Origin of the sequence: Pantoea sp. WEP (assembly GCF_041678305.1) — a bacterium.
GTDB classification, from domain to species: domain Bacteria; phylum Pseudomonadota; class Gammaproteobacteria; order Enterobacterales; family Enterobacteriaceae; genus Pantoea; species Pantoea dispersa.
In genome coordinates, this window is sequence record NZ_JBGNXB010000001.1 from 3,970,409 (window position 1) to 3,985,960 (window position 15,552).

At 61.7% G+C, this 15,552-nt stretch carries 10 protein-coding genes; 5 read left to right on the forward strand and 5 right to left on the reverse strand.

Translation table 11 applies throughout. The features are described from left to right. Positions 1–189: 189 nt before the first annotated feature. The 4 genes from hmsP to bcsE form a co-directional block, all read right to left on the reverse strand. Positions 190–2,202 carry a biofilm formation regulator HmsP gene (gene hmsP / locus ABVR31_RS18525; protein WP_021507002.1) on the reverse strand — a complete coding sequence of 671 codons (2,013 nt, stop codon included), beginning with the start codon at positions 2,200–2,202 and terminating at the stop codon, positions 190–192. A gap of 204 nt (positions 2,203–2,406) precedes the next feature. Next, complete coding sequence (gene bcsG / locus ABVR31_RS18530; protein ID WP_104189219.1) at positions 2,407–4,044, reverse strand: cellulose biosynthesis protein BcsG; 1,638 nt, start codon at positions 4,042–4,044, stop codon at positions 2,407–2,409. Beyond that, the gene (gene bcsF / locus ABVR31_RS18535; protein ID WP_010617915.1) at positions 4,037–4,225 is read right to left on the reverse strand and encodes a cellulose biosynthesis protein BcsF; all 189 of its coding nucleotides are present in this window, start codon (positions 4,223–4,225) and stop codon (positions 4,037–4,039) included. Before bcsF ends, bcsG begins: the two co-directional genes overlap by 8 nt. Beyond that, on the reverse strand, positions 4,222–5,766 hold the full coding sequence (bcsE, locus tag ABVR31_RS18540; protein ID WP_372773786.1) for a cellulose biosynthesis protein BcsE: 1,545 nt from the start codon (positions 5,764–5,766) through the stop codon (positions 4,222–4,224). The genes bcsF and bcsE overlap by 4 nt, the downstream gene beginning before the upstream one ends. Before the next feature lie 197 nt (positions 5,767–5,963). Here bcsE and bcsR point away from each other — a divergent pair, with 197 nt between their 5' ends. The 5 genes from bcsR to bcsC are packed head-to-tail and all read left to right on the forward strand — an operon-like array spanning position 5,964 to position 15,187. Continuing rightward, the gene (gene bcsR / locus ABVR31_RS18545; protein ID WP_021507005.1) at positions 5,964–6,158 is read left to right on the forward strand and encodes a cellulose biosynthesis protein BcsR; all 195 of its coding nucleotides are present in this window, start codon (positions 5,964–5,966) and stop codon (positions 6,156–6,158) included. Next, positions 6,158–6,889, forward strand: a complete 732-nt coding sequence (bcsQ, locus tag ABVR31_RS18550; RefSeq protein WP_058758088.1) for a cellulose biosynthesis protein BcsQ — start codon at positions 6,158–6,160, stop codon at positions 6,887–6,889. Before bcsR ends, bcsQ begins: the two co-directional genes overlap by 1 nt. Continuing rightward, positions 6,886–9,501, forward strand: coding sequence for a UDP-forming cellulose synthase catalytic subunit (gene bcsA, locus ABVR31_RS18555; protein ID WP_058758087.1), 2,616 nt, complete (start codon positions 6,886–6,888; stop codon positions 9,499–9,501). The genes bcsQ and bcsA overlap by 4 nt, the downstream gene beginning before the upstream one ends. Before the next feature lie 15 nt (positions 9,502–9,516). Next, positions 9,517–11,814, forward strand: coding sequence for a cellulose biosynthesis cyclic di-GMP-binding regulatory protein BcsB (gene bcsB / locus ABVR31_RS18560; RefSeq protein WP_372773789.1), 2,298 nt, complete (start codon positions 9,517–9,519; stop codon positions 11,812–11,814). Next, positions 11,807–15,187, forward strand: coding sequence for a cellulose synthase complex outer membrane protein BcsC (gene bcsC, locus ABVR31_RS18565; RefSeq protein WP_372773791.1), 3,381 nt, complete (start codon positions 11,807–11,809; stop codon positions 15,185–15,187). Before bcsB ends, bcsC begins: the two co-directional genes overlap by 8 nt. 5 nt (positions 15,188–15,192) lie before the next feature. Here bcsC and ABVR31_RS18570 read toward each other — a convergent pair whose 3' ends face one another. Then, the gene (locus ABVR31_RS18570; protein ID WP_058775497.1) at positions 15,193–15,495 is read right to left on the reverse strand and encodes a BrnA antitoxin family protein; all 303 of its coding nucleotides are present in this window, start codon (positions 15,493–15,495) and stop codon (positions 15,193–15,195) included. Positions 15,496–15,552: the final 57 nt, after the last annotated feature.

Below are 15,552 nucleotides of genomic sequence, written 5' to 3' on the forward strand. Positions count from 1 at the left end.
GAGAAACGCATGCGGCAAGCCGCCTGGAAGCGTATGACCTTACCGATGGCGAGGAAAATAACACTCTGTTAACAGGATTAGTATACCCTTACATTCCTTACAAAAGTTACAAAACTCTAACTATGAACTGAAACGCTTCAGCACCCCATAACGGTGCAATTCTGCAAGGAAAATCAATAAATAAGGTGATTATTCAGACGGTGACGAGCTGGCCAGCCAGCGCTGGTTAAACACCGATAACGGCAGGGCTTCAGCATATAAGTAGCCCTGCCCAATGGTAATTCCGCGCGCCAGCAGCCAGTCGCGCTGCTCGGCGGTTTCGACGCCTTCGGCAATCACGTCGAGGTGAATGATATCGGCAATTGCCGCCACGATGCGCACCATGGTGTCATCATCCGGCAGCGCGGCGACAAAACTGCGATCCATTTTTAGCTTATTGACCGGCAGCGCTTTGAACTGATGCAGGTAGTTGAGGTTGGAGTAGCCCATGCCGAAATCATCCAGCGCGACCGCCACCCCGGTTTGCTGCAGCGAGCGCAGCAGCGCCATCGCCTGTTCAGCATCGCCAATCTGCGCGGTTTCGGTGATCTCCAGCACGAAGTTACCCGGCGCAATGCGGTGGCGCTCCAGCAGCCCCTGCAGATGGCTCACCACGCTGGCATCGCGCAGCTGTACTGCGGAGATATTCACGCTGAGCGGCAGATTGATGCCGTGGCGCTGCCAGCCAGCGATGATGCGGCACGCCTCTTCAAATACCCAGCGGCCGAGCGCAGAGATGACGCCAATCTCTTCGGCGCTGGCGATGAACTCTTCGGATAACCCGTAGCTGCCGTCCGGCATTCGCATGCGCAGCAGCGCTTCTGCGCCGGCCAGCTCGCCGGTGGCCATATTGATTTGCGGCTGCAGATAGAGCGCAAACTGGCCATCCTGCAGGCCCTGCAGGATGTCGTGCTCCTGAGTTAAGCGCTTCTGCGCCCGCTCGGTCAGCGCCGGGTCAAAGAACAGAATCTGGTTTTTACCCTGATGGCGCGCCGACATCATCGCCGACGTGGCGCGCGCCAGCTGTTCGCCAGCGGACACGGTGTTGTCGTCATGCAGCGCCAGACCAATGCTGGCGTTGGGGCGCAGCTGCAGCTGATACAGGTTCACCGGCTGGTTGATGCGTAGCATCAGGTTGCGCGCCAGCCGCATGGCGCGAAACGGATTGTGCGCACGCTTCATCAGTAGCGCAAAGTCGCTCGGTCCGGTCTGTGCCAGCAGCGTATGGTCATCAATGGTACTGCGGATTTTTTCCACCAGCGTCAGCATCAGCGTATCGCGTTGCTCATCGCTCAGGACGCCATTGGCTTCCTGCAGGGTTTCGATGCGGATCACCATCAGCCCCCACGGCTGCTGGCTGTGGCGATGGCGGATGTGCTGATCAAGCAGCGCCAGAAACAGCGCGCGGTTGGGCAAATCGGTCACCGCGAAATGGGTGGTCAGCCGGCTCATCTCATCGTGAATCGACTCCAGCACCTGCTGATTGCGGTTGTAGCTACGAATCAGCATGCCGATCTCATCGTCGCGATGATTGTGCGGCAGCGCCAGCTTATGGGTGAGAATGGCGGGCGGCGGCAGCTCCTGCAGCTCACGCGAAATATTACGCAGCGGATGCACGATCAGCCGGTTGATACACCAGCTGATCGCCACGGACAGAATCAGCGCCAGCAGCAGATAGGTGGTGATCATGGTGGACAGCGTGCTGAGCAGGAACTGATAAACGCGCGACGAATCAGCCTGCAGCACCAGATAGGCAATCGGCTTCGGCAGCCCGCTGCGCTCGACCGAATAGAGCGGCAGCGTAATCTGCACCGGCAGTTCGAACAGCCGGGCGACAAAGCGTGGCACCGGTTTCTCCGGCGCGAAGTCGGCGTGCAGCGCCTGGAAGGCGTTCGGCAGCACCACATCGGCGCGCGACAGAATGCCCGCCGGCTTAAGGGTATTCAGAATGCGTTCGGCCTGCGGGATATCGGCTTTGAGCACCGCTTCGGACAGCGGCTGACGCACGGTATGCGCGACGTTCTCCATCTGCTGGGCGTAATCCACCCTGCGCTGCTGCACAAAATGGAATAACTGGATGACGATAAAAATACAGATGGTGACCAGCGCCACGGCGGACACGGTGGCCATCTGCTTTATCGTTAACGAACGACTGACGCGCAACAAAACCTCTCCTGGCCGCCGGGGGCCGTGACAGTTGCCGGAATGCGCAGCAAGTATATCCCAGGTCAGCATTTTTTTGCGCCGGGATAAAGGCGAAAATCACGCAACTGCCCCGCTTTGCGCGCGGTTTCAGCATTTTGTCAGCCTTTAGCGGCGCAGAGACAAAACGGTGCGCGCCAGCCCGCACCGTTTGCCGCTCAGGTTTTACTGCGGATAGGCTACCCAGTCGCCGCCGTTAAGGCGAATCCACGGTTTGCCCTGATACATCATCACCACGGCGTTATCATTTTCCGACACCACCGGCGTCTGCGGCAGGTTATCCGCCAGCACCGACATGTTGACGTTCGGTGCGTTAAACACCTGACCGTCCACCACCCGCGACACCAGCTCGGAAATTGCCAGCAGGCTGACAGGCGTATCGATGGTCAGCGGCTGGCCCTGATGTGGCGCTTTCATGCCAACAAATTTAATGCCAACCGGCACGTGGGTGATGCCCGGGCTCGGAATGTCGCGCAGCCCGGACATCTGCATTTTATCCCCCTGCAGTGCCGCACCGTGCTCTGGCACCACCAGCACCATCACCCGGCGTCCCGACTTCTCCAGATTGGTCAGGAAGGTATCGAGCTGGTCGAACAGCACCCGTGCGCGCGGCTGCCACTCGGCGGTGCGGGTGCTGCCCAGCTCGCGCGTACCGTCGTGCAGCGGAATCAGGTTGTAGAAGGTGGCGCTGCGCGCATCGCTGCTTTTGCTGCGGTCATCAAGCCAGCGCTGCATCAGCTGCCCGTCGTTGTACACCGGCGAACCATCAAAAGACGTCAGCTCCGGCGCAATCCCGGCCTGCGACATCAGCGGCGCCTGCATGTTGCCGTCCTCGCGCAGCTCTTTCAGGTAGTTACCAAACACGCCGGTATGGTCCATCATCAGCTGCTGCTTAAAGCCCAGCTTCGCCAGATTATCAAACAGATAGCAGCGCTGGTCGGTGGCTTTATACAGGTTACTGTGTGAGGTCTGGCCGCAGCTGGCGCGCAGCAGGCGAATACCGGCCGGACCGCTGTAGCCGGTGGCGGAGTTGTAGTTGTTCAGCACGATATCAAAGTGCTTCCACAGCGGATGGTCACGCAGCTGCGCCACATCAATGTCCGACCACGCCAGCGAACAGATGTTGATCACCAGAATATCGAACGGCTGCGAATCGGCGGGCAGCGCATCCGGGAAGTGCGTGACGCGCTGGCGTTCGCTGTCGTAAAAGCGATTCAGCCACGCGGTGAGGTTGGCGCTGGTGGGCGGCGCGCTTTGATCGAGTCCCGCCGCGGCCGGGCTGGCGGCCGGTTTGTCATTCAGCGCCACCGGCGGTGCGGCGGCTTTGCTGGGCAGCAGGCTGACCGCCGGGCCGGCGAGCGTCAGCACGTTCAGCCAGATCAGCGCCAGTGACACCAGCACGGTGACGCGAATCCACTGCGCCACGAACAGGTAAATCACCAGCAGCACAAAGGCCGCGCCGATCATCTCCCAGTTAATAAAGCGCTGCAGCAAATCCAGCAGATAGGCCGGCGAGAATCCCGCCACCTGGCTGCCCTGGCTGAGCAGCGAGTTCAGACCCGGCAGCCAGGTATCGTGCCAGAACAGCGCGAAGCCAATCGGCAGCGACACCCACTGGCGCAGACGATGCAGCCGCGCTGACGGCAGCGGAAACAGCAGCCACGCCAGAAACACCAGATTACTCAGTGCATGGAAGTTGAGATAGCCGTACCACAACAGACCAAATTTGATCAGAAAGTAAAAGTTCCAGCCGCCGAGGCCGCGCCAGCGCGCCGCGTGCAGCGTCGAAGGTGTGTTATCCATGTTTATCCGTTTTGGTCGATTGGCGTTGCCACTGCCCTTCCGATTTGAGGGCGCGGGCAGGTAACAGGCGCATCAGCAGGCTGGTGCTGCGCTGCGGCAGCCAGCGTCGCCACAGCGATTTCAGGAACAGCAAAATCAGTAACAGCAGGATCGCCACCTGCACACCATCCATCAGCGTCATACGTGCGGCTCCCCGAGGTCGATGATGATCGGCTGCGGCGCCTGAGGGCCGCGCGGCGCGGCCGCTGCCGGCGCGGCAGGTTGCGCAGCGGCCGGTACCCTGAGCGGTTCGAACTGCGCCACCGGCGTCAGCTGCCGCACTTTATTCACCTCCGACAAAATCTGGTTGTCGGCAAACCACACCATGCGGTTACTAAACAGCTCGTCGTGCGGCAGGGAAAATATCGATTTCAGGGCAATGTCCAGGTCGTTAAAGCGGCAGGAAGAGAGGAATAAATAGAGCCGATCGTCAACCAGCGTCACCAGGTCGCCAAAACGACGCGGTTTACACAGCGTCAGCACCTGCGGCGGCGACAGCTGCGGCACCGGGCGCAGCGCCACCATCAGCCCTTTGTCGTTTTCCGGCAGCAGCGTATTGTTCATCAACTGCTGTACCGCCGCACAGAATCGCTCCAGCGGCAAATAGCCTTTCTGCTGCAGCGGCTGTAGCGCCTGCACCAGCGCCGGCAGATCGGCCGGCACGTGGCGGGTAAACTGCTGGCCCTGCACCCCTTCCAGTGCGGTCAGCAAGCGCGACAGCGGCGCCGCCGTCGGAACAATGCTGTTAACGCCGCACGCCAGCAGCAAACGTTCATCGCTGTAGCGCAGGCTGGTGCCAAGTTCCCGCACCACGATTTTCAGCGCGTTGCCGCGCGATCGCCGCAAACCATGGACCATGCTCGCCAGAGTCGGCACATCCTGATTATGGGCCAGGCTAAAGATGACCGTGGCGGCGTTGGCCTGCTGCGCGCGCGCATACACGCTCTCGTTATCGCTGAACAGTTGCCACTGCGCGGAAAGCGGCGGCGCCCCTTCCAGCACATCCTGCTGGGCCAGAAACTGGTTTTCATCATTGAGGCTCAGCGGCTGCGACGCGGCGGCTTCAGCCTGCGCAATAAACTGATTATCAATACAGTTCAGGCGGATAGCGCGGTCGGCCAGCAATTTATCGGCGGAATACCACCAGTTAATTCGATATTGCCAGCTATCCTGCTGAAATTCTAAATGAGCGACACCATCAAGCTGACGAAAATAACGCTGCAGATGATTTCGCAGGGGAATAATTGCGGTTCCGCAGGTGATCATTAGCAGCGTCATTTGTTTTTTTAACAGAACCCGGCGCAAGCCTTTTATCCACACGGTCAGTTCATCCGGGGATAATTTGCTCCACAGCGCCGCCTGACTATAAAACATGACCAGACCGCTACGTTTATTCATTACGCGCGCCATATCGCTGGCCAGATGTTGCAGGCTGGCTTTATTGGCAGGCAGCGAAAATAAGGGAATACGTGCCGGACCGCCGGGCGGATCGGGCGTTAACAGCGCCTGCGGGGGTCCATCCGCGCTCACCAGCGTGGCCGCCTTTTGCTGGCTAACCACCTGACGTAACAGCGTTCGTGCGTCTTCGGGCCGCTGGCAGGTTATCCAGTAAAATCCCGGCGACTGCAGGGCGATTAATTCCTGTTGTACCTGCTGCAGGCCAAGCGTATAAAGATTTTTCATATTAGCGTCGCGATCTGTACAATCCAGGCTAGTTTAATATAGACGGCAACGATTGGAACTGCTGAAATAAAAAAAGCTGCGCACGCGCCAGACTGTTTGACTTTGCCGGGCCAGAAATCGCTGGCTGCGGTTTTATACGCGACAAGAAAATATCACCCCTCTTTATCCGTTGTCGTTTCTTTGGTGGCAAAAAAGTAATGAAAACTGAAAATGCTTTTTCACTGATCGCTGTCGGCAGCGAAGATCAGGATGATATTAACGCCCTGAGTGACGCCTTTTCACTGAAGGCGTTTCGCTATATTGATATTGCCCGTGAAGCGCGTCTGCAACAGTTGCTGTCGCGCTGGCCGTTGTTGCAGGAATGCACGCAGGGACCGGAGTCACCACGCTAATGCCGGTTCTCGCCTTACAGGGGCTGCGTGGCGGGTGTGGCGCGACGGCACTCAGTGCTGCGCTGGGCTGGGCGCTAAACGCGCTGCAGCAGTCGGTGCTGCTTATTGACCTTTCGCCAGCCAACCAACTGGCGGCCCACTTTAATCTGCCGCTCGACACGCCGTACGGCTGGCTGCGTGCGCAGCTGGATAACCAGCCGTGGCAGCACAGCGCGCTGCGCTATCAGCCGGGGCTGGATTTCCTGCCGTCTGGCACGCTCACGCATCAGCAGACCTTATCCTTAAACGCAGCGACAGCGGAAATTGCACAACCGCTGCTTAAGGCTTTGCCGGCCCTGAAACAGCGCTATCAGTGGATTATTTTCGACCTTCCGGCGGATCTGCTGCCGTGGCAGCAGGCGTTCATCCCGGCCGCCGATCGGCTGCTTCAGCTGTTAACGCTGGATGCCAACTGCCAGCTGCGCCTGCACCGCGCGCACTTTTCGCCGCAGACGCTGTTTCTGATTAACCAGTTCAACGCCAACAGCCAGCTGCAGCAGGATCTGCATCAGCTGTGGCTGCGCTCGCTTAAAAACCTGATTCCACAGGTAATTCATCGCGATGAAGCGCTGGCGGAAGCGCTGATGATGAAACAGCCAGTGGGCGCCTGGCGTCCGCATGCGCTGGCCAGCGAAGAGATCAATACGCTGGCCAACTGGCTGCTGCTGCATGTCGCCGGAGGTGGCGCATGAATGCGCTGCGCTGGCTGCTGGTGCCGCAGGCCTCGCAGGCATTGCAGCAGCGCGCGCACCTGGCGCGTCAGCACGGTGCCGGGCGGTTAACGGTCGCGCTGCATCTTCTGTGGTGCGTGCTCGCCTGGTCGCTGCTGCGGCTGGAAACGCCGGCGTGGCGGCGCGTGCTGCAGCAGCGTCAGCGCTACTTCCCGCATATCTCTCCGCTGCGCCCGCGTCCGCTCGATATTGTGCGCTATGCACTCCAGAGCCTGTGGCTGCTTATCATGCTGCCGCTGGACGGCAGCGCGCGCAGCGAGCGTAAACGTTTTAACGCCTTTGGCTCGCTGTTCCGCTGGCGCCAGCAGCTGTATCAATGGCTGGCGCAGCTGCCGGCGCGGCTGGAACACAGCGGCGTGCCGCAGCGCAGCGAACGCTGGCTGCAGCGCCTGCCACGGCGCGTGCGTCAGTTGCTGTTCATCGTAGTGGCGATCGCCGCCAGCCTGCTGGCGCTGCTGTGCATCTCGCAGCCGTTTGATATCACCACCCAGTTTGTGTTTGTGCTGCTGCTGTGGGCGCTGGCCATGCTGGTGCGCCGTATGCCGGGCCGGCTGGTGACCATCATGCTGATTGTGCTGTCGCTCACCATCTCCTGCCGCTATCTGTGGTGGCGCTATACGGAAACCCTTAACTGGGACGATCCGCTCAGCCTGACGTTTGGCCTGCTGCTGATTGGCGCGGAAACCTACGCGTGGACAGTACTGGTGCTGGGCTATTTCCAGACGCTGTGGCCGCTCAACCGCCAGCCGGTCTCTATGCCGCCGGAGATCGCCAGCTGGCCCAGCGTCGATATTCTGGTGCCGACCTACAACGAGCCGCTCAGCGTGGTCAAACCCACCATCTATGCTGCGCTGGGCATCGACTGGCCGCAGGATAAACTCAACATCTATATTCTTGATGACGGCACGCGCGAGGAGTTCCGCGAGTTTGCCGCCAGCGTGGGCGTCAATTACGTGGTGCGCCCCAGCCACGAACACGCCAAGGCCGGCAACATCAACCATGCGCTGAAAACCACCTGCCGCAGCGAATACGTGGCGATTTTTGACTGCGACCATGTGCCGACACGCTCATTCCTGCAGCTCACCATGGGCTGGTTCCTGAAAGATCACCGGCTGGGCATGCTGCAGACGCCGCACCACTTCTTCTCACCGGACCCGTTTGAGCGCAACCTCGGCCGCTTCCGCCAGACGCCGAATGAAGGCTCGCTGTTTTACGGTCTGGTGCAGGATGGTAACGACACCTGGGATGCCGCCTTTTTCTGCGGCTCCTGCGCAGTGCTGCGCCGCAGCGCACTGGATGAGATTGGCGGTATCGCGGTAGAGACCGTTACCGAAGATGCGCACACCTCGCTGCGACTGCACCGCCGCGGATACACCTCAGCCTACATCCGCATTCCACAGGCCGCCGGGCTGGCGACCGAAAGTCTGTCAGCGCATATTGGCCAGCGCATCCGCTGGGCACGCGGCATGGTGCAGATCTTCCGTCTCGATAATCCGCTGTTTGGCAAAGGGCTGAAGCTGGTACAGCGGCTGTGTTACGCCAACGCCATGCTGCACTTTCTTGCCGGTATTCCCCGGCTGATCTTTCTGCTGGCGCCGCTGGCGTTCCTGCTGTGCCATGCCTACATCATCTATGCGCCCGCGCTGGCCATCGCCATCTACGTGCTGCCGCACATGGTGCATACCAGCCTGACCAACTCGCGCATCCAGGGGCGCTGGCGCCACTCGTTCTGGAGCGAGGTGTATGAAACCGTGCTCGCCTGGTATATCGCCCGCCCCACCACCGTCGCGCTGTTTAATCCGCACAAAGGCAAATTCAACGTGACCGCCAAAGGGGGCCTGGTAGAAGAGCGCCATCTCGACTGGGTGATCACCAAACCCTACATGCTGTTGGTGCTGCTGAACATTGCCGGTATCGGCATGGGCTTCTGGCGCATGGCGCACGGCCCGGCCAATGAGCTGCTCACCATCTGGGTCAGTCTGGTGTGGGTGGTTTACAACATGATTATTCTCGGCGGCGCGGTGGCGGTGTCGGTGGAAGCGCGTCAAATCCGTGAAGCGCACCGCGTGGAGATCGCCATGCCGGCGGCGCTGGCACGCGCCGATGGTCATATGCTGCCGTGCACGCTGCGCGACTACTCTGACGGCGGCGTGGGCGTCGAACTGCGCGAGCCGGATGCACTGCGCGAGAACGAAAGCGTCTCGCTGCTGCTGCGGCGCGGACAGCAGGAGTTCAGCTTCCCGTGCCAGGTACAGCGCGTATTTGGCCGCCGCGCGGGTATCCGCCTGCACCAGCTCTCCACCCGCCAGCACATCGAATTTATTCAGTGCACCTTTGCGCGCGCCGATACCTGGGCGCTGTGGCAGGACGGTTTTCCGGAGGATAAACCGGTGCAGAGCCTGGCGGACATTATGCTGCTCGGCTTCAAAGGCTATTTGCGGCTGGCGGAGTATGGTCCGGCACCGCTGCGCCGCCTGTTCCGTGGCCTGACCGCCGGACTGCACTGGCTGGCAACGCTGTTGCCGCACAACGTCCGTCCGCGACCGGCAACGCTCAACACTGATTTTACCTAAGCTGATGATATGACCATGACGAGAAAACTGAGTTGGTTCACCGCCCTGCTGCTGGGCACGGCGTCTCTGGCGCAGGCGGCACTTCCGGCGGCGCTTCCTGCTGCACCGCCTGCGGCAACCTCTGCGCCGCTGTCCGACGTGAACCAACCGCTCGATACCAGCGCCCCGCTGCGCGATAGCCAGCTGCTGTTTACCCAGGTGGCACCGCCGCCGGGTAGCATGACGCTGCGCGGCACTGTCCCCACCAGCCAGATTGAGTTCGGCGTGCGCAGCGACGAAGTGGTCACGCGCGCGCTGCTGACGCTCAACTACCGGCCTTCGCCGGCGCTGCTGCCGACGCAGTCGCAGCTCAAGGTGTATCTCAACGATGAACTGGTGGGACTGGTCACCGTCACCGCCGATCAGCTCGGCAAAGAGAACCAGACGCAACTGGCGATCGACCCGCGCTACATTAGCGATTTCAACCGCATCCGTCTGGAACTGGTCGGCCACTACGCCAACGTGTGCGAAAACCCGGCCAACAGCACCATCTGGCTGGATATCGGTAAAGCGAGCAAACTGGACCTGACGCTGCAGAAGCTGCCGCTGAAAAACGATCTCTCCCATTTCCCGGAGCCATTCTTTGACGCGCGCGACAACCGGCCGCTGCAGCTGCCTATGGTGTTCAGCGGCCAGCCGGATGTGCAGCAACAGCGTGCGGCAGGCCTGCTGGCCTCGTGGTTCGGTAGCCAGGCGCAGTGGCGCGGCCAGTCCTTCCCGGTGCTGTATAACCAGCTGCCGGAAGGGCAGCATGCGGTGGTGTTCGCCACCAATGATCGCCGGCCTGACTTCCTGCAAACGCTGCCGCCGGTGGACAAACCCACCGTGGAAATAGTCAGCCAGCCGGACAATCCCTATCAGAAGATGCTGCTGATTCTCGGCCGCGACGATAACGATCTGATCACCGCAGTAGAGGGCATTGCGCAGGGTGAACTGCTGCTGCGCGGCGAGCGCGCCACCATCGACAGCGTGAAACTGCTGGCCCCGCGCCAGCCGTACGATGCGCCAAACTGGGTACGCACCGATCGCCGCACCACCTTTGGTGAACTGACGCAGTATCAGAACCAGCTGCAGGCCGATGGCCTGCAACCCAACCCGATTAGCCTGACGCTCAACCTGCCGCCGGATCTGTTCCTGGTGCGTGCACGCGGCATTGATATGGACCTGATCTATCGCTACACCTCACCGGTGCAGCAGGACGGCTCACGGCTGGCGGTGCATCTCAATAACCAGTTCATGCAGGATTATCCGCTGACCAGTAAAGATGGCGCGGGTCAGCAGCTTATGCGCATTCCGCTGATGCAGGGCCTGCAGGACAACAGCCGTCAGCTGACCATTCCGGCACTGCGTCTCGGTGTGGTAAACCAGCTGCGCTTTGATTTTGACTACGCCAATACCTTTATCGGCGGCACTGCCGATGGCCGCTGTGAAACCGTCACCCCCGTCGCGCATCATGCGGTGATCGACGATCGCTCCAGCATCGATTTCTCCGGCTATCGTCACTACATCGAAATGCCCTCGCTCGGCGCGTTTGCCAGCGCTGGCTTCCCGTTCAGCCGCTTCGCCGATCTGGCGCAAACCCTGGTGCTGGTGCCGGCAAAACCGGAGAGCGGCGAAGTCAGTACGCTGCTTGACGCGCTGGGGGCGATCGGCGCCCAGACCGGCTATCCGGCACTGCGCGTGCAGATGAGCGATGACTGGCGCAACGCCAAAGACCACGATGCCGATCTGCTGTTGATCGGCAGCATTCCGCCGGATCTGCAGGCGGACACGGCGATCAATCTGCTGGTGGATCGCACGCGCAGCACCCTCAACATGCCATCGCGCCCGGGCAGCGCGCCCAACGTGCCACTGTCAGCCAGCGAGCGCACTGCCGAAAGCCAGACCGGCATCAGTTCACGCGGTCCGATCGGCGCCCTGGTTGGCTTCCAGTCGCCGTTCCACGATCAGCGCAGCGTGGTCGCGCTGCTGGCTGACAGCCCGCGCGGCTGGGATTTGCTGAATGCAGCGCTGCGCGACAGCGGCAAACGCGCGGCGATGTTCGGTTCCGTCAGCATCGTCCGGGAGTCCGGCGTCAACAGCGTGCGCGTGGGTGATACCTACTTTGTCGGGCATCTGCCGTGGTGGGAGCGGCTGTGGAATCTGCTGGCCACCCATCCGGTATGGCTGGCGATATGTGCCGTGCTGGTGGTGATCCTGTTCGCCCTGATGGCCTGGCGCCTGATGCGCATGGTGAGCCGTCGTCGCCTGGCTGAGCTGGATGACGATGAATAAGTTACCGCTTGCGCTGCTGATCGCCAGTGCGCTGGCCGGCAGCGTGGCGGCCGCACCCGGTCCGCAGGTGGCGCCGGTGGCGTGGCTGCTGATGCAGATTCGTACCGGCGAATCCACCAACAAATACGATTTGGTGCAGCAGTCGCTGTACCGGCTGGAAAAAATCGATCCGGATAACCCGCAGGTGCTGGCGGCACGCATTCGTATGGCGCTGCGTCAGGGCGATCAGGCCAAAGCGCAGCAGCTGTTCGATGCGCTGCAAAAGGCTGCGCCGGATGACGCAGCCACACGCGAATCTGCGGCAGGTTTGCGCCTGATGAGCCCCGAAGGACGTCAGCAGCTGCAGCAGGCGCGGCTGCTGGCCACCGCAGGACGGCTGCCGGAGGCCAAAGCAGCGTGGGATGCGCTGTTTCACGGCGTCTTTCCCGATGTAAACACCGAACTGGAGTACTGGCGACTGGTGGCGCGCCTGCCGGGCCAGCAGCCGCTCGCCTGGCGTCAGTTACAGGCGCTGGAGCAGCGTTATCCGGGCAATATCGGCGTCGAGCTACAGCTGGCGCGCATGGCGTTTGATAATAATCAGCCGGATCAGGCGATGACCCAGCTGCGTCAGCTGGCCAACCGCGACGGCGGCCGCGATGCCGCGTCCGAACTGTGGCTGCAGCAGATCCAGAACCAGCCGGTAAGCGAGCGCAGCGTTGCCAGCCTGCAGCAGTATCTGCAGGTGTTCACCAGCGGCGATGCGCAACAGCGCGGAGCGGATGAGCTGGCGCGTCAGCAAAAAATGCTGGCCGATCCGGCCTTCCGCCAGCGCATGCGCGGCCTGGCGCTGGTCGAGGCTGGCGGCGGCGCGGCGGCAATCGGCGCATTACAGGCGGCGCTGAAGGCCAATCCGGACGACGCCGAACTGCTCGGTGCCATGGGCCAGGCGCAGGCGCGTGCCGGTCACCGCGCCGCCGCCATCAGCTGGCTACAGAAAGCGATTCAGGCGGGCCAGGCCAGCACGCAAATCGGCAAGTGGCAGTCCCTGTTACAGACCAATCGTTACTGGCTGGCTATCGACAGCGGCGACGCGGCGCTGAAGCAGGGGGATTTGTCCGGCGCTGAGCGGCAGTACCGCAGCGCGCAGGCCATCGACAGCAATGACAGCTGGGCGCTCATCGGCCTCGGTGATGTGGCGCAGGCGCGTAAAAACAGCGCGTTAGCCCGACAGTACTGGCAGCAGGCGCTGCGCCTTGACCGCAGTAACGGCACGGCGCAGCAGCGCCTGAGCAATTTACGTATTGAGAGCCTGCTGGCCGACGCAGATACGCTGGCGCAGCAGCAGCAATGGCCGCAGGCGGTAGCGAAATACCGTGAGGCGGCTCAGGCGCGACCGGATGATGTCTGGCTGGCCTGGCGGCTGGCCAGTGCGCTACGCAGCAGCGGTGACAACCAGGCAGGCGCGGCGGTAATGGCCGCGATGGTGCGCCAGCAGCCGCAGCAGCCAGCCGCGCTGTATGCCACGGCACTGTGGCAGTCATCCGGCGACGACGATGCCGCCGCGCTGGCCACGCTGCACCGTTTACCCACCGCCCGCTGGGACAGCAACATGCATGAACTGGCGGATCGCCTGGCGCAAAACCAGGCGTTCGGGCGTGCCGGGGAGCTACGCGCCCGCGGTGATGAAGCCGCCGCCATCCGCTTGCTGCAACAGCAGCCGGCCTCGCCGCGCCGCGACATTACGCTGGCCGACTGGGCGCTGGAGCGGGGCGATGCCACAACAGCGCTGGCCGGGTATCAGCAGGTGCTGCAGCAGGACGCCAGCAACAACGATGCCGCGCTCGGCCGCATCGAGGCGCTGCTGGCGCTGCAGCGCACCACTGAAGCGCGCGCAGCGTTGCACAGCCTGCCGGACAGCGTGGCACAGCAGAGCCTGAACAGCGGCCGGCGCGTGGCGCTCGCCTGGCAAAACAGCGGCGATCTCCTCAAAGCGCAGCAGCTGTTCAGCGCGCTGAAAACCCGCGCCGCCGCTGTCGCGCCGTCACAGGAAAAAGCGCTGGTGCTGCGTGATGCCGCGCGGCTGGAGAGACAGCAGCGCCAGCCCGCGCTGGCACAGCAGGATTACCGCGCGGCGATGGTCGCCAGCGGCATTACCCCTGCGCTGCCAGACGATAACGCCCGCTATACCCGGCTGACGCGCACGCAGGCCCAGGACGACTGGCTTAAGCGCAGCATCCGCAGCGACGCCGCTGACCTGTATCGCCAGCAGGACACCACTGTGACGCTGGAACAGGACTACTCGCGCGATAAGGGCAACGGTGGCACCTCTGACTTTACCGCCCATACCACCATGCTGCAGGCGGAAACCCCGCTGGCCGATGGCCGCAGCTTTGTGCGCGTCGATCACGTACAGGTGTCTGCCGGAACATTTTCCACCACTGATGGCAGCCACAGTGAACAGTTCGGCAGCTGTAACGATGCCAACGCCGGGGGCTGCCGGCGCGATTTCACCCAGCGGGACGAAGGCACCGCGCTGGGCGTCGGCTGGCACAACGATCGCTGGTCAGCCGATATCGGCACCACGCCGCTCGGTTTCACCGTCACTAACTGGGTCGGCGGCGTAAGCTGGAAGACCGACATCGACGATCTCGGGGTGACCTTTACTGCTTCACGTCGCCCGATCTCCAGTTCGCTGCTGGCTTACGCCGGCGCGCGCGATCCGGCCACTAACGGCGGCAAAAACTGGGGCGGCGTCGTCGCGACTGGCGGCGGCATCGGCCTGAGTTACGATCGGGGCGGCGCGCACGGGATGTGGGCCGATCTCAGCGCCCATCAAATCAGCGGTGAAAACGTGGCGGATAACAGCCGCGAACGGCTGATGGCAGGCTATTACTACAAGCTGATCAATAGCGACAACCAGCGCGCCACCATCGGCCTGAACAGTATGCTGTGGCACTATCAGAAAGATTTGAGCGACTACACCTTTGGCCAGGGCGGCTATTACAGCCCGCAGCACTACTTCTCGCTGGCGGTGCCGCTGACCTGGCGTCAGCGCACGGAAAACTGGTCGTATGAACTCGGCGGCTCGGTGTCGTGGTCACAGTCAACCACCGACGCTCAGGCGCGCTACCCGGTGAATCCAGGCTTTACGCTGGCCAGCAATCCGTCATCGGACAGCAGTTCCGGACGCGGTTTCGGCTATACCGTGCAGGCGTTGATAGAGCGGCGCATCACGCCGCACTGGTCGCTGGGTTTGGCCATGGATATTCAGCAGGCGAAAGATTACACCCCAAGCCACGGGCTGCTGTATGTGCGCTACTCAATGGCCGGCTGGAACGGCGACATGGATATGCCACCACAGCCACTGGAACCGTATGCGGATTTTAAATAAGCATACTATTTACCCTGCAGTTCTCTTAGCATCGCGGCTCGCAGGATCGCGTTGAGGCGCGTCTGATAACCTTTGCCAGGCGCCTTCAACCACTCAAGAATATCCGCATCGATTCTGATCGAAGCCTGGGTTTTTACCGGGCGGTAAAAACGCCCCCGTTCGGCAGCCTGCCAGAAACTGTCGTCTAACGGCGCAATATCATCACACTGGATGTCGCTGTCCTGTTTCCGGCTCAAAGCATCCAGCTCCGCCTGTTGCTTATCGGTGAGCGGCGGTAATTCACTGCGTTTAAACCTGACTTTGCTCATAGCGCCTCCTCTCAATACGCGTTGCATGGCGTGCGCTGATAACCCTTATTCGCGCGA

Bases quoted from the DNA above. Each gene is read 5' to 3' on its own strand.
- bcsG (WP_104189219.1), bottom strand. From the start codon at position 4,044: ATGGATAACACACCTTCGACGCTGCACGCGGCGCGCTGGCGCGGCCTC.
- bcsF (WP_010617915.1), bottom strand. From the start codon at position 4,225: ATGACGCTGATGGATGGTGTGCAGGTGGCGATCCTGCTGTTACTGATT.
- bcsE (WP_372773786.1), bottom strand. From the start codon at position 5,766: ATGAAAAATCTTTATACGCTTGGCCTGCAGCAGGTACAACAGGAATTA.
- bcsR (WP_021507005.1), top strand. From the start codon at position 5,964: ATGAAAACTGAAAATGCTTTTTCACTGATCGCTGTCGGCAGCGAAGAT.
- bcsQ (WP_058758088.1), top strand. From the start codon at position 6,158: ATGCCGGTTCTCGCCTTACAGGGGCTGCGTGGCGGGTGTGGCGCGACG.
- bcsA (WP_058758087.1), top strand. From the start codon at position 6,886: ATGAATGCGCTGCGCTGGCTGCTGGTGCCGCAGGCCTCGCAGGCATTG.
- bcsB (WP_372773789.1), top strand. From the start codon at position 9,517: ATGACGAGAAAACTGAGTTGGTTCACCGCCCTGCTGCTGGGCACGGCG.
- bcsC (WP_372773791.1), top strand. From the start codon at position 11,807: ATGAATAAGTTACCGCTTGCGCTGCTGATCGCCAGTGCGCTGGCCGGC.
- ABVR31_RS18570 (WP_058775497.1), bottom strand. From the start codon at position 15,495: ATGAGCAAAGTCAGGTTTAAACGCAGTGAATTACCGCCGCTCACCGAT.